Origin of the sequence: Pseudomonas sp. LP_7_YM (genome assembly GCF_004364435.1) — a bacterium.
Classification (GTDB): domain Bacteria; phylum Pseudomonadota; class Gammaproteobacteria; order Pseudomonadales; family Pseudomonadaceae; genus Aquipseudomonas.
Genome location: NZ_SOCT01000002.1, coordinates 492,653 through 514,658 on the forward strand (window position 1 = coordinate 492,653; position 22,006 = coordinate 514,658).

The following is a 22,006-nucleotide window of genomic DNA, read 5'->3' on the forward strand; positions in this document are numbered from 1 at the left end:
TCACCACCAGTACTTGCCAAAATTTTCCGGATTGGCCCAGAACTTCGCGTTCAGCCAGTCCGGTACTTGTTTGTATTCGCGAAGGTCGTAGGTGAAGAGTGTCAGCACCTGTCCGTCCCTGACGAAACGTTCGCTGGCCTGTAACGCCAGTGAGTAAAAGTCCGTGGTCTGCCATCCACACGCCTTCATATCGGCCAGCACGGCGATGCGACTGGCATTGAGGTTGCGGATCCCGCCCAGCAATTCCAGTCCTGCGCGTTTCGGCATGTGCTCCAGGCAATCAACGACCAGCGCCAGATCGAAACGCTGGGCAGCAATGTCTGCAGGCAGTGCACCCGGCGCCGCGTGCGTCAGTTCAGCATTCGGATGCGCGTCCTGAAAAGCTTGCAAGGCTGGAAAACCGCTGGCGCCGATCAACAGCAAACGCTTGGGCGCATAGCGGTCCAGGAGGGCGGCCAGCGCTTGTTGTGGCGTGCGGGTGGATACACTGTCGGTCATCGAAATCCCTCAATTAAGCCTGCAAGGTTAGCCTGCTGAATTCTGGTGGCCTAGTGCTTGAGCTTTTTAATTGCACGTTATGGCAACGCCTACGAAGTGCAGGCAAAAGGCTTTTTCTTAAAGAGCACGCCCGTCTACGTGCTTAAAACCCATCAAACGACCTGGATCGGATTGGCAAATGGAAGCTGCGGCGTCTTTACTGCATTTCAGTCGGATTTAGCCGATACCAAAGGAGAAGAACTGTATGAGCATGATTCGGACAGCGTTACCTCTGATTTTGGTTGCCAGTGTATTGACAGGCTGTGCTGGCTTGCAAAAGACCGACTGGCCTTTGTGTGCGGCAGGGGGTGCGCTCAGCGGTGCTGCCGTCGGGGCGTTCCAGTCCGCCTCCGTCGCGGCGGGGCTGGGTGGTGCGGTGGGTGTAATGGCGGGTGCTTATTGCTGGGCGCATGGTGATGGCGATGATGACGGCGACGGTGTGCTGAACAGCGTCGACAAATGCCCGAATACACCCAAAGGTACGCCGGTCGATGCCGCAGGCTGTCCGATCGTAGCGCCAGCTCCTGCGCCGGAGCCGGTGCCTGCTCCGGTTACGCTGCCTAAAGAAGAAGTGATCACCATTCGTGACGTGCATTTCGAGTTCAACAAGGCGACGTTGACGCCAGGCGACAAGCAGCAGTTGGATCGGGTGGTAACCAAACTGAAAGCTGAAGCGGCCAACGTTCAATTGCATGTCAGTGGACACACGGACAGCGTGGGCGGCGATGCCTATAACCAGAAGCTGTCTGAAAAACGTGCGCATTCGGTAACGGATTATCTGGTCAGCGCAGGTATTGCCCGCAGTGCGTTTGTCTCGGTGGAAGGGGATGGTGAGAGCCGTCCTGTCGCCGATAACAAAACGGCTGAAGGCCGTGCGTTGAACCGTCGTGTCGAGATCAAGATTAATCGCTGATCGACAGTTAAGCATTAGAGAAAGCCCCGGACTTTGCGTCGGGGTTTTCTTTTTCCCGAGCCAGATAGCCTCTCACCCGCATCGCCATCAAACCTGCGGCATTTGAAGTCATCCTCTGGCATAGTCGCTCCCGTCGCCGTACTGTGCGCAAAGCATTTTTTGCAGCACGGAAATAAAAAAACAGCAGGGGCGTGTCATGAAGTTGGTTTGGGGGTTAGGGAAAGTTTTGACGCTGGGGTTTTGGACAGTGGTGCTGGTCAATCAGACCGCTGTTCTGCCGGTGCCCTTCGATATGTTGATCAAACTGGCCGGCAGTCTGTTGCTGCTGACCCATGTAATGGAACTGCTTCTCTTCAACGGTAGCCTGCGGGGGCGTGCGCACCCTTGGCTTGATCGTATACAGATTCTGGTTTTCGGTATTTTCCACCTGCAATCCTTTGGTCGCCGCCAGGCGGAGGTTCACCATGCGTAACGTGTTACTAATGACGGCGGGCCTGCTGTCGGCGCTAAGCAGTCCTCTGATCATGGCCCAGAGCATCTCGGTGGAGTCGCATTCGCTGATGCGCCTGCCGAGCAACGCCAGCGTCATGCAGCTGGATCGTCTGGAAGTGGCCGATTACGGAACCCTGCTGATCCCGGCCGGTGTGACCGATGTGCGAGTCGGGCAGTTGGTCATGGGCCATGAGTCGCGAATCGCTATCGTGCCTGGCGCCGACACGCTCAATTTGCAGGTCAAACAGGGCGATCTGGGCAGTGGTGCTCAAATCACCGCACGTGGCGCGCCGGGCACTTTCGAGAAGGCGCCGTCGCCAGGACGCAGCCTCAACCTGCGGATCGAGGCGTTGAATGCCGACCTGCTGTCCATCGACGCCCGTGGCGGCGCGGGATCGCCCGGGTATGCGGGCCTGGACGGTGGCAATGGCCAGGAACCGGGTTGTACCTGGGGATCGGCAAGCCGTGGTTTCGATGGCGATAACGGCGCCAATGGCCATGAAGGCGCGCCCGGGGCACTGGTACGCCTGGAACTGCCACAAGCTTTCCCGGATGAACAGGTGAAGGTCAACGTGCAGGGCGGCGCCGGCGGGATTGGCGGGGAAGGCGGTCGCGGCGGCAAGGGCGGTGCGTCCAAAGGCTGTCTGGTGTATCGCGCTGATGGTGCCAAATCCGGCCGAGAGGGTGAAAAAGGCCAACCAGGTTCCGTTGGACCAGCAGGCTCTGTGAGCGTGCGCAAGTTGTAGGATCAAACTCTCATCTCTGTAGGAGCGAATTTATTCGCTAGAGGCCAAGGCAAGCGAGATACCTTCATCGCCTGCATGCCTTCGTGAATGAATTCACTCCTATAGAGTTCACCGCATGACTGGCAAGTACTTAAAACCCCGGCCGGGCGGCCGCAATCGCAATCACAGCGATCCCCACCAGCACGTTGACTCCCACCACTCGCCGGATCCCGGCAAGCGTTACTGCACCTTCAGCCCACTGCTCGGCTTCCACGGCTTTGCGCAATCGCGGCAGGTTCAGCGTTGAAACCCTCAGAAACAGGGCCACCATCACCACATACAGCCCGATCATCACCTGCACGTAACGTGGAGCAGTCTGGAAACCGCTGAAGTTGATGTTGATCATGCCGATTCCGGTCACCGGCAACAGGATCACCGCACACCACACCCAGACAAAAAAGCGTTGAAAAACCTGCAACCACAGCTTCAGTCGTGCCGGGCCCTCGAGTGCGGCGATGACCGCTGGTCGCAGGATCATCCATGAGAAAAACATCCCGCCTACCCATAAAACAGCGGCCAGTACATGCAGGACGTAGACAAAGGCTACAGGGGACATCGAGAACTCCGATCTGCGCAGAAAGAATTAGCGCGGTATGATAGCCGCCCGCTGCAACCACTGATAATTTATCCAGCGGTTTTTTCACCTGTAAATCCTGTGACGCCGAGCCAACGACCCAGCCCATGATCAGTACCGAACTCAAATCCCAGATTCAGGGCGCTTATTCGCGTTTCCTGGAAGCCAAAAGCCTCAAGCCTCGCTACGGCCAGCGTCTGATGATCGCCGAGGTAGCCAAGGTGCTGGGTGATATCGACACCGACGAAGAAGGCCGCCGCTCGGGCGACCCGGCGGTGGTCGCAGTGGAAGCGGGGACAGGTACCGGCAAGACCGTAGCCTATGCGATCGCCGCGATTCCGACCGCCAAGGCAGCGGGCAAGCGCCTGGTCATCGCCACGGCAACCGTCGCGCTGCAGGAGCAGATCGTCCACAAGGACCTGCCCGACCTGATGCGCAACAGTGGATTGAGTTTCACCTTCTCCCTGGCCAAAGGGCGCGGTCGTTACATGTGCCTGTCCAAACTCGACGTGCTGCTGCAGGAGGGTAACGCCCAGACCGCTACTGCCCAGTTGTTCGAGGAAGAAGGTTTCAAGATCGAGGTCGACGAGGCCAGTCAGAAGCTGTTCACCACCATGATCGAAAAACTTGCCGGCAACAAATGGGACGGCGACCGTGACAGCTGGCCTCAGGAACTGGCGGATCAGGACTGGGCGCGGCTGACCACCGATCACAGCCAGTGCACCAACCGACATTGTCCGAATTTTCAGCAATGCGCCTTCTATAGAGCTCGCGAAGGCATGGGAAAAGTCGATGTCATCGTCACCAACCACGACATGGTCCTCGCTGACCTGGCGCTGGGGGGCGGTGCTGTGCTGCCCGACCCGCGCGAGACGCTGTACGTGTTCGACGAAGGCCACCACCTGCCGGACAAGGCCATCGGTCATTTCGCGCATTTCAGTCGCCTGCGCTCAACCGCCGACTGGCTGGAGCAGACCGCCAAGAACCTCACTAAATTACTGGCCCAGCACCCGCTGCCCGGTGATCTGGGCAAATTGATCGAGCAAGTGCCGGAACTGGCCCGCGAAATCAAGACACAGCAGCAATTCATGTTCACTGCCTGCGAGCAATTGGCCGATTTCAAGGCCGGTGAGGACATGGAGGGGCGTGAGCGTCCGCGGCATCGTTTCGTTGGGGGCGTAGTGCCCGAACACATGCGCGAAATGGGCATCGAGTTGAAGAAAGGCTTTGCCCGGCTCGACGACCTCTTCACCCGCCTCACCGAGCTGCTCAAGGAAGGCATGGATGGCGAGGTCAATATCGGTATTGCCAGCCACCAGGCCGAAGAGTGGTATCCGCTGTTCGGCAGCCTGCTGGCCCGGGCACACGGCAATTGGGAGCTGTGGACCGCATTCACTGCCGAGGATCCGGAAAACAGCCCGCCCATGGCGCGCTGGCTGACCCTGGCCGACAGCGGCTCGTTGTTTGATATCGAAGTCAACGCCAGCCCGATCCTCGCGGCCGAGATGCTGCGTCGTAATCTGTGGAACGTGGCCTATGGCGCGCTGGTCACCTCTGCCACCCTGACTGCGCTGGGCAAATTCGACCGCTTTCGTATGCGCGCCGGCCTGCCCAAAGACGCGGTTACCGCAGTGGTGCCCAGCCCGTTCCATCACGCCGACGCCGGTGTACTGCGGGTGCCGGATCTTAAAGCCGACCCGCGCAATGCTGCCGAGCATACTGCGGCGATCATTCGCGAACTGCCGGGTTTGGTAGAAGGCTCAAGGGGCACGCTGGTGCTGTTCTCCTCGCGTAAACAGATGCAGGAAGTCTTTGACGGACTGGAGCGCGACTGGCGCAAGCGCGTGTTCATTCAGGGCAACCTGTCCAAACAGGAGACGCTCAACAAGCACAAGGCTCGGGTCGATGGCGGCGATGAAAGTGTGCTGTTCGGCCTTGCCAGCTTCGCTGAAGGTGTGGACCTGCCGGGTGCTTACTGCGAACACGTGGTCATTGCCAAGATCCCGTTTGCCGTGCCCGATGACCCGGTCGAGGCCGCGCTGGCCGAATGGATCGAAGCCCGGGGTGGCAATCCGTTCATGGAAATCGCTGTGCCCGATGCCTCGCTGCGTCTGATTCAAGCCTGTGGTCGGCTGCTGCGGACCGAGCAGGACCGCGGCACCATCACTCTGCTGGATCGGCGTGTGGTCACCCAGCGCTACGGCAAGGCGATCCTCAATGCTCTGCCGCCGTTTCGTCGGGAAATTTCCTGACACGTGCGGGGGATTAAATGCGGCCGATCAGGTCTTATCTGTCGCCGACTGATTTGATGCTGTCGAGTCAGTCATGGCCTCGTTGTGATCATGCTCACCCCACAGTGCACATATCGGTCAAACTGCATCTCATGCACCCGTTTTGCGGGAGTGAGCTTATTTGCGAAAGCGATGTTCGCCTCTCTTCAGATCATATATTGACCTGGGGGCGAGGTCCGCCGATGACCATGGAGCAACCGATCACATGATTCGCCGTTCATTGTCTGCCATCCTTGCCGTTGCCTGCGCAGGGCCCGTCCATGCCGCGCCCAACGGCCAGCAGACGCTGTTCAATTTCGTCCGGCCCGCCGATGTCGTACAGGTCACTATCCAGGACGCGAGCCTGCCTCAGGCCAATGCCGAGCAGACAGCCGAAGGTGAAGTGCTGCGTCGCGTGACATTCAATCCGGTTGCCAAACCCAACCTGCGGCTGTCGCCGCAATCGGGCGTCTGGGACTGGACGGGTGAAAGCGCAATGACCCTGCGCCTGCAAAGCGCGATGGACTGGGCCCTGACGCTGTATGTGCAAATCCAGAGCAGCGACGGCAAATCCCTCACCAGCCGCATCGACCTGCCCGCTGGCCCAGCGCAAACCCTGATTTTACCGCTCAAGGCCAGTTCCGCATTGAGCGAAGGCATGCGTGTGGGCCCGCCGATGCCATGGAACTATGAGGGCCAGCGTGTGTTGCTGGCTAATACCGACGGCGAGCTGGACGCCAGCCACGTGACGTCTGTCACGCTATCCATGGCGCAGCCCAACGTGCCGCAGAGCATTCTCATCGAGAAATTCGGTGTGCAGGAGGACGACACGATTCAAAAGGCTGCGTACAGCAATCTGCTTGACGGTTACGGCCAGTACACCCGCGGCAAATGGCCGGAAAAGATCACCAGCGACGATCAGCTCAAGGGTCTGGCGAGCAAGGAGCAACAGCAACTCAAGGCCTGGCTGAAGGATCGTCCGCCGCACGATAAATATGGCGGGCTGCTCAAGGGGCCGAACTTCGAAGCCAAAGGTTTCTTCCGCACCGAGAAGCGCGACGACCGCTGGTATCTGGTGACGCCGGAAGGTCATCCTTTTTATTCGCTGGGCGTTAACGCCATCGCCGCCGATGACAGCCAGACGTATGTCGAAGGTCGCGAATCGATGTTCGCCAGCCTGCCAGCCAGTGATGATTCGCTGGCGGCGTTTTACGGTTCCGGTGATGACAATCGCAACACCGGGGCCAACAAGGATCGGCAGTTCGATCAGGGCCGCTGGTTCGATTTCTATGGCGCCAACCTGCAGCGCACCTATGGTGTGGCCAAGTGCGTCGAAGTGGTAAGACCTGCACCTGCGGTGGATGAGGATGACGAGGCGGATGCGTCGGTAAGCGCCGCTACTGACGATCAGAAAACTTCCACCCCTCCGCCTGAAAAGCCAGCGGTACCGCCCCCCGCCGTTGAATGCAAGGCAGTGAGCTTCGACAGTAAGCGCTGGGTGGACCACACCCTGCAACGCCTTCAGGCCTGGGGCTTTAATACCATCGGCAACTGGAGCGAATCCGCTCTGGAAAACAAGGATCGGGTCCCTTATACGCTTCCACTGTCCATCGTTGGCGATTACGTCAGCATCAGCACTGGCCACGATTGGTGGGGCGGCATGCCTGATCCGTTCGATCCGCGCTTTGCCATGGCCACCGAGCGAGCAGTGGCCATTGCCGCCCGCGATCATCGGGACGATCCGTTTCTGATTGGCTATTTCGCCGACAATGAACTGGCGTGGGCGGCTCCTGGTGATGACCCGAAAGATCGTTACGCGTTGGCCTACGGCACTTTGAAACTGACCACGGATGTCCCGGCCAAGCGGGCTTTCCTCAAGCAACTGCGCGACAAGTACCGTAATCAGCAGGGGCTATCCAAAGCCTGGGGCATCGACTTACCGGCGTGGGAGTTGATGGAGGATCCGGGGTTCGAGCCGCCCTTGCCAAACCCCGAACACCCGGAGATTGAAAATGACCTCAAATACTTCCAGCGTGTGTTTGCCGAAACCTACTTCAAGACCATTTCCGATGCGTTGAAGTGGCACGCGCCGAACCATTTGCTGCTGGGCGGTCGCTTTGGTGTGAGTACGCCGGAAGCTATCGAGGCGTGCGCCAAATATTGTGATGTCCTGAGCTTCAATCTCTACACCCCCAAGCCGCAGGACGGCGTGGATTTCAGCAAACTGCGCGTGCTGGATAAACCGGTGCTGGTCAGTGAATTCCATTTCGGTTCGCGTGATCGCGGACCTTTCTGGGGTGGCGTCATGGAGGTGGCTCGTGAAGAAGACCGTGGTCCCGCTTACGCCAACTTCCTGAAGGGCGCTCTGTCGGAACCGTCCATCGTTGGCGTGCACTGGTTTCAGTATCTGGACCAGCCCGCGTCCGGTCGTATGCTTGACGGCGAAAACGGACACCTTGGGTTAGTGGGTATTACCGATGTGCCGTATCAGGGTTTCATTGATGCCGTGCGCAAGGCCAACGGGCAGGTGGGGGATGTGGTTGGCAATGTTGCTGCCAAAGCGCCCTGATTAACCAATCCGTTGTATGAGCGCGCTTGCCCGCTAAAGCGTCAGACCCGGTACATAAGCTTCTGCGGATAACTGGTTCGCGGCCAAGCGTATTCCTACAACCTGAATGGCTGCGGGAACGGTTTCCAAATCCGCCAATCGCTGGAACAATGCACGACATTTTTCAGCCCGTACCCGGAGAGCGATGCCGTGCAAATTCAAGGTCACTTCGAACTTCAATTTGAAGCCGTGCGCGAGGCATTTGCGGCCCTGTTCGACGATCCGCAAGAACGTGGCGCAGCCCTGTGCGTGCAGGTCGGCGGTCAGACCGTGCTTGACCTGTGGGCGGGGACTGCCGATAAGGACGGCGCAGAGGTTTGGCACAGCGACACTATCGCCAACCTGTTCTCTTGCACCAAGACATTCACGGCTGTCGCCGCCTTGCAACTGGTCAACGAGGGCAAACTGAATCTGGACGAGCCCGTCGCGCATCTGTGGCCCGAGTTTGCCGCCGCTGGCAAGCAGTCGATCACCTTGCGCCAGTTGCTGTGTCACCAGGCCGGTCTGCCGGCCATCCGCGACATGCTGCCCGCCGAGGCGCTTTACGACTGGCAAGCCATGACCGATGCGCTGGCTGCTCAAGCGCCTTGGTGGACGCCGGGGCAGGGTCATGGATACGCCGCTATCACCTATGGCTGGCTGGTCGGTGAAGTCATTCGCCGCGCTGATGGTCGTGGTCCGGGCGAGTCCATTGCCGCACGCATCTCCCGTCCGCTGGGCCTGGATTTCCATGTCGGCCTGGACGATGCGGAGTTCTACCGCGTGGCCCATATTGCTCGGGGCAAAGGCAAGGTCGGGGATGAAGCTGCCCAGCGTTTGTTGCAAGCCACACTGCACGAGCCCGCCTCCATGACCGCAAGGGCTTTTACCAACCCGCCATCGATCATGACCAGTACCAACAAACCGGAGTGGCGGCGCATGCAACAACCTGCCGCCAACGGTCACGGCAACGCCCGCAGCCTGGCTGGCTTCTACAGTGCACTGCTCGACGGCAGCCTGCTCGACGCCGAGTTGATCAACGAGATGACTCGCGAACACAGCCTCGGCCAGGACAAGACACTGCTCACCCAGACTCGTTTCGGTCTGGGCTGCATGCTTGACCAGCCTGCGGTGGGCAATGCGACGTTTGGATTGGGCGGGAAATCCTTCGGCCATCCAGGCGCAGGCGGTTCGGTGGGGTTCGCCGATCCCGACCGGGAGGTAGCGTTCGGTTTTGTGACCAACACGCTAGGCCCCTATGTCCTGATGGATCCTCGAGCACAGGGCCTGGTGCGGGTGCTTGGTGAGTGTTTGCAATAGGTATCGCTTATAAGTGCTTGTTCTACCGACTGTCAGGTAAATCGCCCATATCGGAACCGTAGAGCGGTTTCCTTTTCCAAAACGATGTTTATGCGTGTTATATGGGCGCTGCTTCGTTCATTTTCTGATCAATTATTTGTGTGAGTCACCCATGTCTGCCAATAAAAGTCTCGCCTTTGCCCTGTGCCTCGCCGTCACCGGCTGTGCACAAACCCCTCAGAATCAGTCGGCAAGCAACGATCATTGGTGGTCGTTCGGTGCCGGCAAAAGCACCGACGCTGCTGACAGGCCAGCGGCGGTCAAACCTGCTGTAAATCCGGCCGCTGCGGAAGTTGCCAAGACCGAAGCCGAAAGCGGTACGCATTGGTACTGGCCATTCGGTTCCGACCATGGCACGCCTGACAAGAAGCCTGAGCTTGCGGCCACTCAGCCGGCGGCCAAGCCTGCGGTGGCCAAAGCGGATGACGGCGGCAAGTGGTGGTGGCCTTTCGGCAACAGTGAAGCCAAAAAAGACGCAGCGCCTGTGGTGCCCAAGGTTGACCCAAAGGTCACCCAGGCCTGGCTCGACCAGTACGAGCCTAAAGTGCGTGAAGCAATCAAAGACAGCAAATTCCAGTTCGAACGCCGCGAAGACGTGCTGGTCGTGACAGCTCCGGTGGACAGCACGTTCAACCCGGATCGTCCGGAGATGCTGTTGCCGATCAACCTGGGTCCGATCACGCGCATGGCCAAGGTCGTTGAAGGCGATCAGAAAGCCGCGATTCTGGTTCTGGGCCACAGTGATGTTTCCAGCGATACCAATCTCAAGATCAGCCAGCAACGTGCGCAGTCGGTGGCCTCAATTTTTCGTCTGAGCGGCCTTGAGCGCAATCGTCTGAACCTGCGCGGTATGGGCGCCGTCATGCCCCGGGCGGCTGACGACAGCGCCGTAGGTCGAGCTCTGAATCGCCGAGTGGAAATCATCATGACGCCGCAGGACACCATGGTTGCGTTGATGGCCAGATACAACCTGCCACCTTCGCCAACCCTGGTCGCCGTGCAGCAAGCCAAGCCTGCCGTGACACCGGCTCCTGCCGCACCGGCCAAGTCGGCAGCACCAGCGAAGAAGGCTGCCCCTGCAAAAGCACCTGCCGCCAAAAAGGCTCCGGTGAAAAAAGCAGCGCCCGCCAAAGCCAAGGCGGTACCTGCCAAGACCGCGCCAGCCAAGGCGGCGACCAAGAAACCGGCCGCCAATGCCCAAGCGAACGCCAACTGAGGGTAATATCGGTGTCCCGCTCTCGGATACCGATTAAGGAAGGCAGTGATGAGCCAGCGTCTGGCTGATATGCGTCGTAACTACGCCCGCGAAGGTTTGGCCGAGGCGCAGGCGCCGGAACAACCCTTTGCGTTGTTCCATCAATGGTTCGACGAAGCGGTGAAAACCGAACAGGCGCCTGTCGAGGCCAATGCCATGACGCTTGCGACTGTCGACTCCGATGGTCGCCCTCACTGTCGGGTCCTGCTACTCAAGGGCCTCGATGCTCAGGGCTTCACCTTCTTCAGCAATTACCTGAGCGCCAAGGGGCAGCAGTTGCAAAACAGTCCCTTTGCGGCTATGACCTTTTTCTGGCCTACCCTTGAGCGTCAGGTGCGTATAGAAGGGAAGGTCGTCAGAGTCTCTCACGAGGAGTCCGACGCCTACTTTCAGGTCCGTCCGCTGGGTAGCCGTCTGGGGGCTTGGGCATCGCCGCAGAGCCAGGTGATCGCTGATCGTGCTGAACTCCAAGCCTTGCTCAAGGCGACCGAAGAGCGTTTCAGCGATACTCAGCCCGATTGCCCGGATCACTGGGGCGGCTACCGTCTGCTCCCGGACCGCATCGAATTCTGGCAAGGTCGCCCCAGCCGTCTTCATGACCGCCTGAACTATCGTCTGCTTGATGGACAGTGGACGCGCGAGCGTCTTGCGCCGTAACTTTTTGGCGGTTTGAGCGACGTTTCTTTGAATCTCTGCAGCGAATTTTCGTCCATACTGCGTAGACGCAGGCGGTTTCTGTATAGCGCCTGAATGAACGTAAATTATCGGTACAGGGTCGTGACACCGTTTGGTGACGCAGAGTCTAATGACTACCTGTTCCTCTGGAGGCAAATGTTATGCGTAAGTCTGTTCTGTTGGTTGCGTCGTTCACCGCCATGGCGTTGACCTTGGGCGGCTGTACTTCGAGCCTGACCGGCGACTCGTATTCCCGTGATGAAGCTCGCCAAGTGCAGACCGTGCGCCTGGGTACAATCGAATCGCTGCGTCCGGTGAAAATCGAGGGCACCAAAACACCGATCGGTGCCGGTGCCGGTGCGGTCGTAGGTGGTTTGGGTGGTAGCGCCATTGGTGGCGGACGCGGCAGTATCGTGACTGCGGTCATTGGTGCAGTTGCCGGCGGCTTGCTCGGATCGATGACCGAAGAAGGTCTGACGCGCACTCAGGGTGTGGAAATCACCGTGCGTGAAGACGACGGCAGCATGCGTGCGTATGTGCAGCAGGTTCAGGAAAACGAAGTTTTCCGCATCGGCGACCGTGTACGCGTCATGACAGTGAATGGCACCAGCCGCGTCACTCGCTGAATCACCTCCGAGTAGACTGAGCGGTTTGGATCTAATACCCGCTTTCACTAAAACGCCCCGATTTATCGGGGCGTTATTGTTTCCGGGTCAGCGGCTTCTCGCCGGTCACTTATGTTTGGCGGACGCTGATTTACGGCTCGCCATTGCGGTCACTCCATAGCCGATCAAGGCTGCCAGCACAGATCCGGTCAGGATGCCCATTCGGTCCATCCCTGCGTACTCGCTCTCTGCGGGGACGAAGGCTAGCGAGCCAACGAACAGGCTCATGGTGAAGCCAATCCCGCACAGGATCGACACGCCCATGACCTGACCCCAGTTAGCGCCTGCAGGCAGCGTCGCAAGGCCGGTCTTGATTGCCAGCCAGGTCAATCCGAATACGCCCAGCGTCTTGCCCAGCAGCAGTCCTGTCGCGATGCCCATCGGTACGTGATGGGTGAAACTCTGCAGAGTAACGCCGCTGAGCGATACCCCGGCGTTGGCAAAAGCGAACAGCGGCAGAATGCCGTAAGCGACCCAGGGGTGCAGGCCGTGCTCAAGTTGTTGCAAGGGCGAGGGTACGTCTTTGCCTGTCTTGAGGGGGATGCAGAACGCCAGGATTACGCCTGCGAGTGTGGCATGCACGCCGCTTTTGAGTACGCAAACCCATAACACCAGACCTACCAGCAGATACGGCGCAAGTTTCACCACACCCAGTCTGTTCATGGCAATCAATGTGGCTATCGACGTAGCCGCCAGTGCCAGTGACAGGTTGGACAGCTCGCCCGAGTAGAACAACGCGATAACGATGATCGCGCCCAGATCGTCGATGATAGCCAGCGTCATCAGGAACAGCTTGAGGGATACCGGTACGCGTTTGCCAAGGAGCGCCAGCACACCGAGCGCGAACGCAATGTCGGTCGCCATGGGAATGGCCCAGCCGCTCATCGCTGCGGGATCGTTTTTGTTCAGCGCCCAGAAAAGCAGCGCGGGCACCACCATGCCGCCGATAGCTGCGGCGCCGGGAAGCACGATCTGCGAGGGGCGGGACAGATGACCCTGAATGACTTCACGTTTGACTTCCAGGCCGATCAACAGGAAGAACAAAGCCATCAAGCCGTCGTTGATCCAGAGCAGTAACGGCTTGGCGATTTTCAGCGCGCCAATCTGTGCCACGACCGGCACGTCGAGCAGGCCGTTGTAAAGCCATGACAGGGGGGAGTTATTGACCAGCAGAGCCACCGCGGCCGCCGCGATCAGCAACAGACCGCCAGCCGCCTCCAGCTGGAAAAAACGCTTGAATGTATTGCGTACGGGCAAGGTCACTCTCCATGGACATGCGCAAGGGGAGCGACACCGTACCCTGTGTTCTTGTTTCTGAAAACAAAATTTATATTCGATTTTGTTATTAAAAATCGATGATAAACCTGTATACAGAACGTCTGCAATTATAGTTACAAAATTCTGCGGGGCTTATTCTACGGGGTGTGCAGGAGATTCGAATCTATCTTGTAGGAGTCGACCTGCTGCGCCCGCGACAGCAAGGCGGATCCTACAAGTTGAGCGTCACTCAGTAATCCCTAACATGCTCCTGGCGACTGCCTCTGCGATGCGAATCCCGTCGACTCCTGCCGAGAGGATTCCACCGGCATAGCCTGCACCTTCGCCTGCCGGAAACAGCCCCTTGACGTTCAGGCTCTGCATGTCGGCGTCGCGGGTGATGCGCAGCGGCGACGAGGTCCGGGTTTCGATACCGGTGAGCACTGCATCGTGCTGCGAGAAGCCTTTGATCTGCCGGTCGAACGCTGGCAACGCCTCACGAATCGCCTCGATAGCGAAGGCGGGAAGCGCATCGGCGAGGTCGGTCAGTTTCACGCCCGGCTTGTAGGAGGGCTCCACTGCCCCCAACTGTGTCGAGGCTTTGCCTGCGATGAAGTCGCCTACCAGCTGTGCAGGCGCATCGTAGCTTTCGCCACCCATGATGTAAGCATGCGATTCCAGCCGCTCCTGCAGCTCGATACCCGCAAGCGGGCTGCCGGGATAATCCTCGTCTGGCGTGATGCCGACCACGATGCCCGAGTTGGCGTTACGCTCGTTACGCGAATACTGGCTCATGCCATTGGTGACGACGCGGTTGGGCTCGGACGTCGCCGCCACCACCGTACCGCCAGGGCACATGCAGAAGCTGTAGACCGAGCGACCGTTTTTCGCGTGGTGCACCAGCTTGTAGTCGGCGGCACCCAGTTTCGGGTGACCGGCGTATTTGCCCAGGCGTGCACGGTCGATCAGCCCTTGCGGGTGCTCAATGCGCAAACCCACCGAGAACGGTTTGGCCTCCATGTATACGCCGCGGCCGTGAAGCATGCGGAAGGTGTCGCGGGCGCTGTGGCCCAGCGCCAGAATCACATGCCTGGAGTCGATCTGCTCGCCACTGTCGAGGACCACGCCCTGCAGTTGACCCTCCTCGATCAATACATCGGTGACGCGCTGCTGGAAGCGTACTTCGCCACCCAATGCTTCGATCTGCTGGCGCATGTTTTCAACCACGCCGGTCAGGCGGAACGTACCGATGTGCGGCTTGCTGACGTAGAGAATTTCCTCGGGGGCGCCGGCCTTGACGAACTCATGCAGGACCTTGCGACCGTGAAATTTCGGGTCTTTGATCTGGCTGTAGAGTTTGCCGTCGGAGAAGGTGCCTGCGCCGCCCTCGCCGAACTGCACGTTGGACTCAGGGTTGAGCACGCTTTTGCGCCATAAGCCCCAGGTATCTTTGGTGCGTTGACGCACTTCCTTGCCGCGTTCGAGGATGATCGGCTTGAAGCCCATCTGCGCCAGCAGCAGGCCGGCGAAAATGCCACACGGACCGAAACCGACCACCAGCGGGCGTTCGGCCAGATCGTCCGGGGCGTGGCCAACGACTTTGTAACTGACATCCGGCGCCGGGCCGACATGCTTGTCGTGGCTCAAGCGCTTGAGCAAAGCAGCTTCGTCGCGCACCTGAAAATCGATGGTGTAGATAAATTGCAGTTCGCTGGATTTCTTGCGCGCGTCGTAGCTGCGTTTGAATAGAGTGAAATCCAGCAGCTCGGCACTGTCGATGCCCAGCCGCTGCACGAGTGCAGGGCGCAGCTCTTCGTCCGCGTGGTCCAGCGACAGTTTGAGTTCGGTGATTCGTAACATTGAAAGGTCCGGTTTCGGGCCGCAGGGTCGGCCTGGTAGCGCTAAGAACCGGCGATTATAAGCTACATCGAGGGGCGAGCGGTGACCGGAGCGACGACGAAGCCACGCAGTGCCCGTTCAACCCTGCGCAGAACCGCTATGGAGCGAGCTTGCTTGCGAATGCGGGGGGCAGTCGAGTAAAAACCGGCTGCGATTACGCTTTCGAGCGGATGTTGTTGTGTGTGGCTGACGGCGCAAAACGATCAATCGTTACGCATCGCCCCAAAATACGCGCAGCCACGCTGAACCTTACCATTGACCCGCAGTTCGGCGGTCAGGTACTGCACCGAGCCATTGACCGGATCGACACAGCGCTGCGGGGCGACGTACAACTCCAGATGCTGGTTGTTGGCGTCGGTGATCAGATTGAAGCGGCCTTCGGGCATCTGCTCTTCCATATACGGCACCGCAAACGGCTCCTGGCCTTCACGCTCCAGGACCAGACCCTTGCCGCTGGCATTCAGGTTCCATTTCGGGCCGTTGCCGCTGGCGTGAATCGTCAAACGCTTGAAGTTCGGGTCTTCGCAAGCGCCGCTCGGACGCTCTACACGGTACAGCTGATACACATCAGCCTGGCCATCGCTGCCTTGCGCCCTGCTGGCGACGAAATTGCCGCGCACGTCGGCGAAGGCCTTGCCAGCACTGTCGACCACTGAAGCGGCTTCCTGCAGAACGCCGGTGTTGCCTTTGTCGGTTACGGCATAGCGGCGCTGCTCACTGCACGGCTGGAAGAACAATTTGCCAGCGTCGCCGCTCAAGATGCCCTGCATACGGATCATGCCTGCAGTGGATACTGTGCTGTCGGCAGATTTCGAGGGCAGCAACTGGCAGCCAGCGAAGAGGGGCAGCAGGGCGAACATCAGGACAGGGCGGGCAGCGAACATGAGGCGGTCTCCAGACAAGTGCCGCCACGTTACTCAGGCTTCTCATTCATCACAAGAGGTGATTAACCGACGTGGTAAGTCTGCCCGGTCTGCAGGCCTTCGACACTTTTCGCGTAGGCCAGGGCCACATTCGCTCCCGAAACCGGTTTGAAACCGCGGAAATACGTTGCGTAGCTGCCCATGGCTTCGACCAGGACGGTCGGGCTGACCGAGTTGACGCGCATGCCTCGCGGCATTTCGATGGCCGCTGCCCGTACGAACGCATCGATAGCCCCGTTGACCAGACTGGCAGATACTCCGCTGCGGATGGGATCGTGGCTGGTGATGCCTGTGGTGAAGGTGAAGGAGGCGCCATCGTTAGCGAACTCGCGGCCAATCAACAGCAGATTGACCTGGCCCATCAGCTTGTCGCGCAGACCCAATGCGAAGGCGTCTTCGGTCATCTCGCCCAGCGGCGCGAAAGTGACGTTGCCCGCAGCGCAGATCAACGCATCGAAAGGACCTGTTCGTTCGAACAGTTTGCGGATCGATGCGCTGTCACTAATATCGACGTGCTCGTCAGCACTGTTGCGGCCGATGCGCACGATGTCGTGGCGCGTCGCCAACTCCTTCTCGATCGCCGAGCCAATGGTGCCGCCGGCGCCAATCAATAGAATCTTCACGATGCAGTCCCTGGATGAGTGGATCAGGCGCTCAGTGTGAACCGCGTTTTCCCGCAGATAAATGGGCTAAACGGCAATCACGGTTTGTCGATAAGGAAACAATCATGAGCGAAATGGATGATCTGACCGCGTTTGCCATGCTGGTGCAAGCCAATAGCTTTACCTTGGCGGCACAATGGCTGGACACCAGTACAAGCCAGCTTTCCAAGCGCATCAGCAAGCTGGAAAAGAGTTTTGGCGTCACGCTGTTGCATCGCACGACCCGCAGCCTGACGTTGACTTCGGCCGGCGCGATTCTGCTGCCCGAGGCACGAGCTTTGCTGGCGCAGCGCGACCGGGTGCGCGACGCCATGGCCTGTCTGAGCGAGAGTCTGGTGGGGTGCGTGCGGATGACGGTGCCGGTGTCATTGGGCGAGACGTTCTTGGAAGGGCTGCTCGACGAGTTTGCCGCGCGGTATCCCCAGCTGCAGATGGAACTGGATTTGAACAATCAGTTCTGCGATATGCGCAGGGATGGCTTCGATCTGGGCATCCGTTCCAGCGTCGGCGTCGATGAGCGGCTGGTGGCCAAGCCGCTGCTCTCCCTGCAGGAGCTGACCTGCGCCAGTCCTGAATACCTCGCCGAGCACGGCACGCCGCATACGCCGGAGTCGCTGCGCGTGCATCGGTGCCTGCTGAACAGTCATTACGCCGGTCGCCAGACGTGGGTCTATCACCAGAGTCACGAGCTGAGCAGAGTCAACGTGCGGGGCACCTTTGCCAGCAACCACTATGGTCTTTTGAAAAAAGCGGCCCTGGTGGGGGCAGGGATCGCGCGATTGCCTTCGTACATGGTGCACAACGAACTCAATGACGGTCGGCTGGTGTGGCTGCTGCGTGATTACCAGACGCCGGTGTCGTCGCTGTTTCTGGTGCATCCGTTCGAAGGGCATCTGCCGAGACGAATCCAGGTGATGGCCGATTATCTGAGCGAGTGGTTCGAACGCAGCAACGCGGCGTTGCAGAAGCTTTGATGCGGGTGTTGAGGTCAGAAAGGGCGGCTTGGCAGCCCCACCGCATTCGCTGCCGTCGTCACCTCCGGCGTCTCCACAGGACTGGACTGTCCCCAAGAAGTTGGACATTAATTCCATTCTGGGGGTGTTCACATGATCAAGTATTCCGACCCGTAACCTCCGGCGCCTCACACAAGCTTGGAGTCACGCCGAAGACGGGTGACCAACTCCTGCAGTGCTGAGTCAGTCAGGGCTATTTGGAGTGCTATCTACCCTGTGGGAGACGCCGGAGGTGACGACGGCAGCGAGGGCAGTGGGTCAGCCACACATAAACTCACTGACCCACCGCTGTCACGGCAAGCGCACACCTACAAGTGAGCGCCACCATTAACCACCCAGATACGCATCCCGCACTTTCGGATCGACCAGCAGTTCTGCGCCAGAGCCCTGCATCACCACTCGACCATTCTCCAGCACGTAGGCACGGTCGGCGATTTTCAGGGCCTGATTGGCATTCTGCTCGACCAGAAACACGGTCACACCGTCGCGGCGCAGCTGTTCGACGATTTCGAAAATCTGCTGAATGATGATCGGCGCCAGGCCCAGAGAAGGCTCGTCGAGCAGCAGCAGCTTGGGCTTGCTCATCAGCGCGCGGCCGATAGCAAGCATTTGCTGTTCGCCGCCGGACATGGTGCCGCCGCGCTGGTTGAAGCGTTCTTTCAGGCGCGGGAACAGCTCCAGCACCTTGTCCATCTGCTCCTGATAATCACCCTTGTCGGTGAAGAACCCGCCCATGGCCAGGTTTTCTTCCACGGTCAGGCGGGCAAACACGCGGCGGCCTTCCGGCACGACCGCGATGCTCTTGCGCATGATCACCGAAGACTCCAGCCCCACCAGCTCCTCACCCATGTAGCGAATGCTGCCGCCGTGGGCCCGGGGCGAACCGCACAGAGTCATCAGCAGGGTGGATTTGCCCGCACCGTTAGCGCCGATCAGGGTGACGATCTCACCCTGTTGCACATCGATGCTGACCGCGTGCAGCGCCTGGATCTTGCCGTAAAAGGTGGAAACGTTGTCGAACTGCAGCATTTACGCTTCCCCCAGGTAGGCTTTGATCACTTCAGGATTGTCACGGATCTGCTCGGGCGTGCCATCAGCCAGAGGCGTGCCCTGGTTGATCACCACGATGTGGTCGGAAATGCTCATGACCAGCTTCATGTCGTGCTCGATGAGCAACACCGTGGCGTTGTATTCATTGCGCAGCACGCCGATCAGCGCCTTGAGGTCTTCGGTCTCCTTGGGGTTCAGGCCTGCCGCCGGCTCGTCGAGCATGAGAATGCGCGGGCGCGTCATCATGCATCGGGCGATTTCCAGACGGCGTTGCTGACCATAGGCCAGGGTGCCGGCGGGGCGGTTGGCGAAGGCTTTGAGGTCAACCGCTTCGAGCCAGTGCTCGGCGTAATCCATGGCTTCGCGCTCGCTTTTGCGATACGACGGGGTCTTGAACAGGCCAGACAGGAAGTGGGTGTTCAAGTGACGATGCTGGGCCACCAGCAGGTTCTCCATCGCCGTCATTTCCTTGAACAGACGCACATTCTGGAAGGTCCGCACCACGCCCTTGCGGGCGATCTGGTGACCGGCCAGACCCTGAATCGGCTCGCCATCCAACAAGATGGTGCCCGAGGTCGGCCTGTAGAAACCCGTGAGGCAGTTGAACACGGTGGTCTTGCCGGCGCCGTTGGGGCCGATCATCGACACCACCTGTTTTTCGTTGACGGTCAGACCCACGCCATTGACCGCCAGCAGGCCGCCAAAGCGCATGCACAAGCCCGAGGCTTGCAGAAGTGGACGGCTCATCAGCGCTCCCCCTTGAGTTTCATGACGGGACGCTGCATGGGCAGGAAGCCCTGAGGACGCCAGATCATCATCAGCACCATCAAGGCGCCGAAGCCCAGCATGCGGTATTCGCTGAACTCCCGAAGCAGTTCAGGCAGCAGGATCATCACGATCGCCGCGAGAATCACGCCCAACTGCGAACCCATGCCGCCCAGCACCACGATAGCGAGAATGATTGCCGACTCCAGGAAGGTAAACGATTCCGGGGTGATCAAGCCTTGGCGCGCGGCGAAGAAGCTCCCGGCGAAACCGGCGAACGCGGCGCCCAATGTGAAGGCCGAAAGCTTGATGATCGTCGGATTCAGGCCCAGTGCACGGCAGGCGATTTCATCCTCACGCAGCGCTTCCCACGCACGACCGATCGGCATGCGTAGCAGACGGTTGATCACGAACAACGCCAGCAGCGCCAGCAGCAGGGCAACCAGGTAAAGGAAGATCACCTTGTTGATGGAGTTGTATTGCAGGCCGAAATACTCGTGGAAGGTCTGCATGCCTTCAGCTGCCTTGCGTTCGAAGGTCAGGCCGAACAGCGTCGGTTTTTCGATGTTGCTGATGCCGTTCGGACCGCCGGTGATGTCGGTCAGATTGCGCAGGAACAGGCGAATGATTTCCCCGAAGCCCAGGGTCACGATCGCCAGGTAGTCACCGCGCAGGCGCAGTACCGGAAAGCCCAGCAGGAAACCGAACGTGGCAGACGCCAGCCCGGCCAGCGGCAGGCAGATCCAGAAACCGAAGCCGAAGTAATGCTGCAACAGCGCATAGGTGTAGGCGCCGACGGCGTAGAAGCCGACATAACCCAGGTCCAGCAGGCCAGCCATGCCGACCACGATGTTCAAGCCCAAGCCCAGCATCACGTAGATCAGGATCAGCGTGGCGATGTCCACCGCGCCGCGTGAACCGAAGAATGGCCACACCAGCGCTGCAATAACCAGCGCGCCGAGGAACCAGCGCTGGGTCGATGGCAGGGTCAGAAAATGACTGGCCTTGTCCGACACCAGTTGTTTCTGCGGACGTGAACGCCACAGGGCGCTGATATGCTCGTTGAACAGCACGCGCAGGAACATCAGCAGGGCGGCGCCGAAAATCAGCAGCACGGTGGTGCTGCTTGCGCCGACGACCGCCAGATTGATACCGACGATATCGAGTTTCAGCCCGAGAATCGGGTAAGCGACGGCCAGCACCAGCACTGCGCTGAAGAGGGCCGATTTGAGATTCCTGGTCATACTTTTTCAACCTCCGGACGGCCGAGCAGGCCGGTTGGCCGGAACAACAACACCAAGACGAGCAGACCGAACGCCACCACATCCTTGTACTGGTCGCCGAAGATATCGGCGCCGAATGCTTCGGCCACACCCAGCACCAGACCGCCGAGCATAGCGCCCGGGATACTGCCGATACCGCCCAGCACCGCTGCGGTGAAGGCCTTGATGCCGACCAGAAAACCGGCATTGGGGTTGATCACGCCGTATTGCATGCTCAGCAATACCGCGGCGACCGCTGCCAGTGCAGCGCCGATGACGAAGGTCAGGGCAATGATGTTGTTGGTATTGATGCCCAGCAGGTTGGCCATCTTGATGTCTTCGGCGCAGGCGCGACAGGCGCGACCCAGGCGGGAGCGGGAGATGAACCAGGTCAGACCAAGCATGGCCAGCACAGTGACGATGAAGATCAGGATCTGCATATACGAGATAACGACTTCATGGGTGCTGCCCGGGCCGAAGACGAAGTTGCCAGGGATCAGGTTGGGAATCGATTTATCTTTGGAGTCCTGCGCCAACAGCACGGTGTTCTGCAGGAATATCGACATACCGATGGCGGAAATCAGGGGGATCAGACGGTTGCTTCCGCGCAGCGGACGGTAGGCGACCCGTTCGATAGCGTAACCGTAGGCGCTGGTCACCACGATACTGGCGACGAACGCTGCGGTGATCAACAAGGGCAGGTTGTCCAGACCCAGCATGGTCAGCCCGGCCAGGGCGATGAACGCCACGTACGAACCGATCATGTACACCTCGCCGTGGGCGAAGTTGATCATGCCGATGATGCCGTAGACCATCGTGTAGCCGATGGCGATCAGGGCATACGTGCTACCAATGGTGAGGCCATTAACCAGCTGTTGGAAAAAATGATAGATGTCTATCTCAGGCATTGCCGCGCTCCTAAAAACCTTCTCGGCGTTTCACTGGTGAAGTCTTTTCCCGCTCGCGCGTCGTGATCTACGTCCGCGTCCGGCACGAGCCCAGTGGTTCACTGGTGCGGTTTCAAGATGTTCAGGGATCGGGATTCTTGTGAAATCCATCAGCC

Annotated in this window: 20 protein-coding genes; 10 read left to right on the plus strand and 10 right to left on the minus strand. The window is 59.4% G+C overall.

Features of this window, described 5'->3' with window-relative positions:
• Positions 1–498, minus strand: coding sequence for a DUF6231 family protein (locus EC915_RS07330; protein ID WP_133749866.1), 498 nt, complete (start codon positions 496–498; stop codon positions 1–3).
• A gap of 244 nt (positions 499–742) precedes the next feature.
• Between EC915_RS07330 and EC915_RS07335 the strand changes: the two genes are divergently transcribed.
• From EC915_RS07335 to EC915_RS07345, 3 genes are all read left to right on the plus strand, one after another.
• The gene (locus tag EC915_RS07335; RefSeq protein ID WP_133749867.1) at positions 743–1,450 is read left to right on the plus strand and encodes an OmpA family protein; all 708 of its coding nucleotides are present in this window, start codon (positions 743–745) and stop codon (positions 1,448–1,450) included.
• Positions 1,451–1,646: 196 nt separating this feature from the next.
• Positions 1,647–1,922, plus strand: coding sequence for a DUF1145 domain-containing protein (locus EC915_RS07340; RefSeq protein ID WP_133749868.1), 276 nt, complete (start codon positions 1,647–1,649; stop codon positions 1,920–1,922).
• Entirely contained in the window at positions 1,915–2,688 is a 774-nt protein-coding gene (locus EC915_RS07345) for a collagen-like protein (protein WP_133749869.1), read from the plus strand. Before EC915_RS07340 ends, EC915_RS07345 begins: the two co-directional genes overlap by 8 nt.
• A 130-nt stretch (positions 2,689–2,818) precedes the next feature.
• On the opposite strand, the gene EC915_RS07350 is transcribed toward EC915_RS07345, so the two are convergent.
• Positions 2,819–3,283, minus strand: a complete 465-nt coding sequence (locus EC915_RS07350; RefSeq protein WP_133749870.1) for a DUF2269 family protein — start codon at positions 3,281–3,283, stop codon at positions 2,819–2,821.
• A gap of 125 nt (positions 3,284–3,408) precedes the next feature.
• Between EC915_RS07350 and dinG the strand changes: the two genes are divergently transcribed.
• From dinG to EC915_RS07380, 6 genes are all read left to right on the plus strand, one after another.
• On the plus strand, positions 3,409–5,553 hold the full coding sequence (dinG, locus tag EC915_RS07355; RefSeq protein WP_133749871.1) for an ATP-dependent DNA helicase DinG: 2,145 nt from the start codon (positions 3,409–3,411) through the stop codon (positions 5,551–5,553).
• Positions 5,554–5,797: 244 nt separating this feature from the next.
• Complete coding sequence (locus tag EC915_RS07360) at positions 5,798–8,140, plus strand: beta-agarase (RefSeq protein WP_133749872.1); 2,343 nt, start codon at positions 5,798–5,800, stop codon at positions 8,138–8,140.
• Between the two features lie 189 nt (positions 8,141–8,329).
• Positions 8,330–9,478, plus strand: coding sequence for a serine hydrolase domain-containing protein (locus EC915_RS07365; RefSeq protein ID WP_133749873.1), 1,149 nt, complete (start codon positions 8,330–8,332; stop codon positions 9,476–9,478).
• A gap of 151 nt (positions 9,479–9,629) precedes the next feature.
• The gene (locus tag EC915_RS07370; RefSeq protein ID WP_133749874.1) at positions 9,630–10,733 is read left to right on the plus strand and encodes an OmpA family protein; all 1,104 of its coding nucleotides are present in this window, start codon (positions 9,630–9,632) and stop codon (positions 10,731–10,733) included.
• A gap of 48 nt (positions 10,734–10,781) precedes the next feature.
• Entirely contained in the window at positions 10,782–11,429 is a 648-nt protein-coding gene (gene pdxH, locus EC915_RS07375; protein ID WP_133749875.1) for a pyridoxamine 5'-phosphate oxidase, read from the plus strand.
• A 179-nt stretch (positions 11,430–11,608) separates the two neighbouring features.
• Positions 11,609–12,073, plus strand: a complete 465-nt coding sequence (locus tag EC915_RS07380) for a glycine zipper 2TM domain-containing protein (RefSeq protein WP_133749876.1) — start codon at positions 11,609–11,611, stop codon at positions 12,071–12,073.
• Positions 12,074–12,178: 105 nt separating this feature from the next.
• On the opposite strand, the gene nhaA is transcribed toward EC915_RS07380, so the two are convergent.
• The 4 genes from nhaA to EC915_RS07400 form a co-directional block, all read right to left on the minus strand.
• Positions 12,179–13,369 (minus strand): Na+/H+ antiporter NhaA, encoded by a 1,191-nt coding sequence (gene nhaA / locus EC915_RS07385; RefSeq protein ID WP_133749877.1) that lies wholly within the window; start codon positions 13,367–13,369, stop codon positions 12,179–12,181.
• A gap of 246 nt (positions 13,370–13,615) precedes the next feature.
• Positions 13,616–15,229 (minus strand): NAD(P)/FAD-dependent oxidoreductase, encoded by a 1,614-nt coding sequence (locus EC915_RS07390; RefSeq protein WP_133749878.1) that lies wholly within the window; start codon positions 15,227–15,229, stop codon positions 13,616–13,618.
• Between the two features lie 242 nt (positions 15,230–15,471).
• Complete coding sequence (locus EC915_RS07395) at positions 15,472–16,152, minus strand: COG3650 family protein (RefSeq protein WP_133749879.1); 681 nt, start codon at positions 16,150–16,152, stop codon at positions 15,472–15,474.
• 62 nt (positions 16,153–16,214) lie between these two features.
• The gene (locus EC915_RS07400; RefSeq protein WP_133749880.1) at positions 16,215–16,814 is read right to left on the minus strand and encodes a short chain dehydrogenase; all 600 of its coding nucleotides are present in this window, start codon (positions 16,812–16,814) and stop codon (positions 16,215–16,217) included.
• Positions 16,815–16,918: 104 nt separating this feature from the next.
• On the opposite strand from EC915_RS07400, the gene EC915_RS07405 reads away from it, so the two are divergent.
• The gene (locus EC915_RS07405; protein WP_133749881.1) at positions 16,919–17,827 is read left to right on the plus strand and encodes a LysR family transcriptional regulator; all 909 of its coding nucleotides are present in this window, start codon (positions 16,919–16,921) and stop codon (positions 17,825–17,827) included.
• A gap of 366 nt (positions 17,828–18,193) precedes the next feature.
• On the opposite strand, the gene EC915_RS07410 is transcribed toward EC915_RS07405, so the two are convergent.
• The 4 genes from EC915_RS07410 to livH are packed head-to-tail and all read right to left on the minus strand — an operon-like array spanning position 18,194 to position 21,851.
• Entirely contained in the window at positions 18,194–18,895 is a 702-nt protein-coding gene (locus EC915_RS07410) for an ABC transporter ATP-binding protein (RefSeq protein WP_133749882.1), read from the minus strand.
• On the minus strand, positions 18,896–19,663 hold the full coding sequence (gene livG, locus EC915_RS07415) for a high-affinity branched-chain amino acid ABC transporter ATP-binding protein LivG (RefSeq protein ID WP_133749883.1): 768 nt from the start codon (positions 19,661–19,663) through the stop codon (positions 18,896–18,898). It lies immediately after the preceding gene.
• Entirely contained in the window at positions 19,663–20,925 is a 1,263-nt protein-coding gene (locus tag EC915_RS07420; protein WP_133749884.1) for a high-affinity branched-chain amino acid ABC transporter permease LivM, read from the minus strand. The genes livG and EC915_RS07420 overlap by 1 nt, the downstream gene beginning before the upstream one ends.
• Positions 20,922–21,851, minus strand: a complete 930-nt coding sequence (livH, locus tag EC915_RS07425) for a high-affinity branched-chain amino acid ABC transporter permease LivH (RefSeq protein WP_133749885.1) — start codon at positions 21,849–21,851, stop codon at positions 20,922–20,924. The genes EC915_RS07420 and livH overlap by 4 nt, the downstream gene beginning before the upstream one ends.
• Between the last annotated feature and the right edge of the window lie 155 nt (positions 21,852–22,006).

Excerpts from the sequence above, each read along its gene's own strand:
- EC915_RS07340 (WP_133749868.1), top strand. The coding sequence starts at position 1,647 with ATGAAGTTGGTTTGGGGGTTAGGGAAAGTTTTGACGCTGGGGTTTTGG.
- EC915_RS07370 (WP_133749874.1), top strand. The coding sequence starts at position 9,630 with ATGTCTGCCAATAAAAGTCTCGCCTTTGCCCTGTGCCTCGCCGTCACC.
- livH (WP_133749885.1), bottom strand. The coding sequence starts at position 21,851 with ATGCCTGAGATAGACATCTATCATTTTTTCCAACAGCTGGTTAATGGC.
- EC915_RS07360 (WP_133749872.1), top strand. The coding sequence starts at position 5,798 with ATGATTCGCCGTTCATTGTCTGCCATCCTTGCCGTTGCCTGCGCAGGG.
- EC915_RS07350 (WP_133749870.1), bottom strand. The coding sequence starts at position 3,283 with ATGTCCCCTGTAGCCTTTGTCTACGTCCTGCATGTACTGGCCGCTGTT.
- livG (WP_133749883.1), bottom strand. The coding sequence starts at position 19,663 with ATGAGCCGTCCACTTCTGCAAGCCTCGGGCTTGTGCATGCGCTTTGGC.
- EC915_RS07405 (WP_133749881.1), top strand. The coding sequence starts at position 16,919 with ATGAGCGAAATGGATGATCTGACCGCGTTTGCCATGCTGGTGCAAGCC.
- EC915_RS07330 (WP_133749866.1), bottom strand. The coding sequence starts at position 498 with ATGACCGACAGTGTATCCACCCGCACGCCACAACAAGCGCTGGCCGCC.
- dinG (WP_133749871.1), top strand. The coding sequence starts at position 3,409 with ATGATCAGTACCGAACTCAAATCCCAGATTCAGGGCGCTTATTCGCGT.
- EC915_RS07420 (WP_133749884.1), bottom strand. The coding sequence starts at position 20,925 with ATGACCAGGAATCTCAAATCGGCCCTCTTCAGCGCAGTGCTGGTGCTG.
- EC915_RS07395 (WP_133749879.1), bottom strand. The coding sequence starts at position 16,152 with ATGTTCGCTGCCCGCCCTGTCCTGATGTTCGCCCTGCTGCCCCTCTTC.
- EC915_RS07335 (WP_133749867.1), top strand. The coding sequence starts at position 743 with ATGAGCATGATTCGGACAGCGTTACCTCTGATTTTGGTTGCCAGTGTA.
- EC915_RS07390 (WP_133749878.1), bottom strand. The coding sequence starts at position 15,229 with ATGTTACGAATCACCGAACTCAAACTGTCGCTGGACCACGCGGACGAA.
- EC915_RS07380 (WP_133749876.1), top strand. The coding sequence starts at position 11,609 with ATGCGTAAGTCTGTTCTGTTGGTTGCGTCGTTCACCGCCATGGCGTTG.
- EC915_RS07345 (WP_133749869.1), top strand. The coding sequence starts at position 1,915 with ATGCGTAACGTGTTACTAATGACGGCGGGCCTGCTGTCGGCGCTAAGC.
- pdxH (WP_133749875.1), top strand. The coding sequence starts at position 10,782 with ATGAGCCAGCGTCTGGCTGATATGCGTCGTAACTACGCCCGCGAAGGT.
- EC915_RS07410 (WP_133749882.1), bottom strand. The coding sequence starts at position 18,895 with ATGCTGCAGTTCGACAACGTTTCCACCTTTTACGGCAAGATCCAGGCG.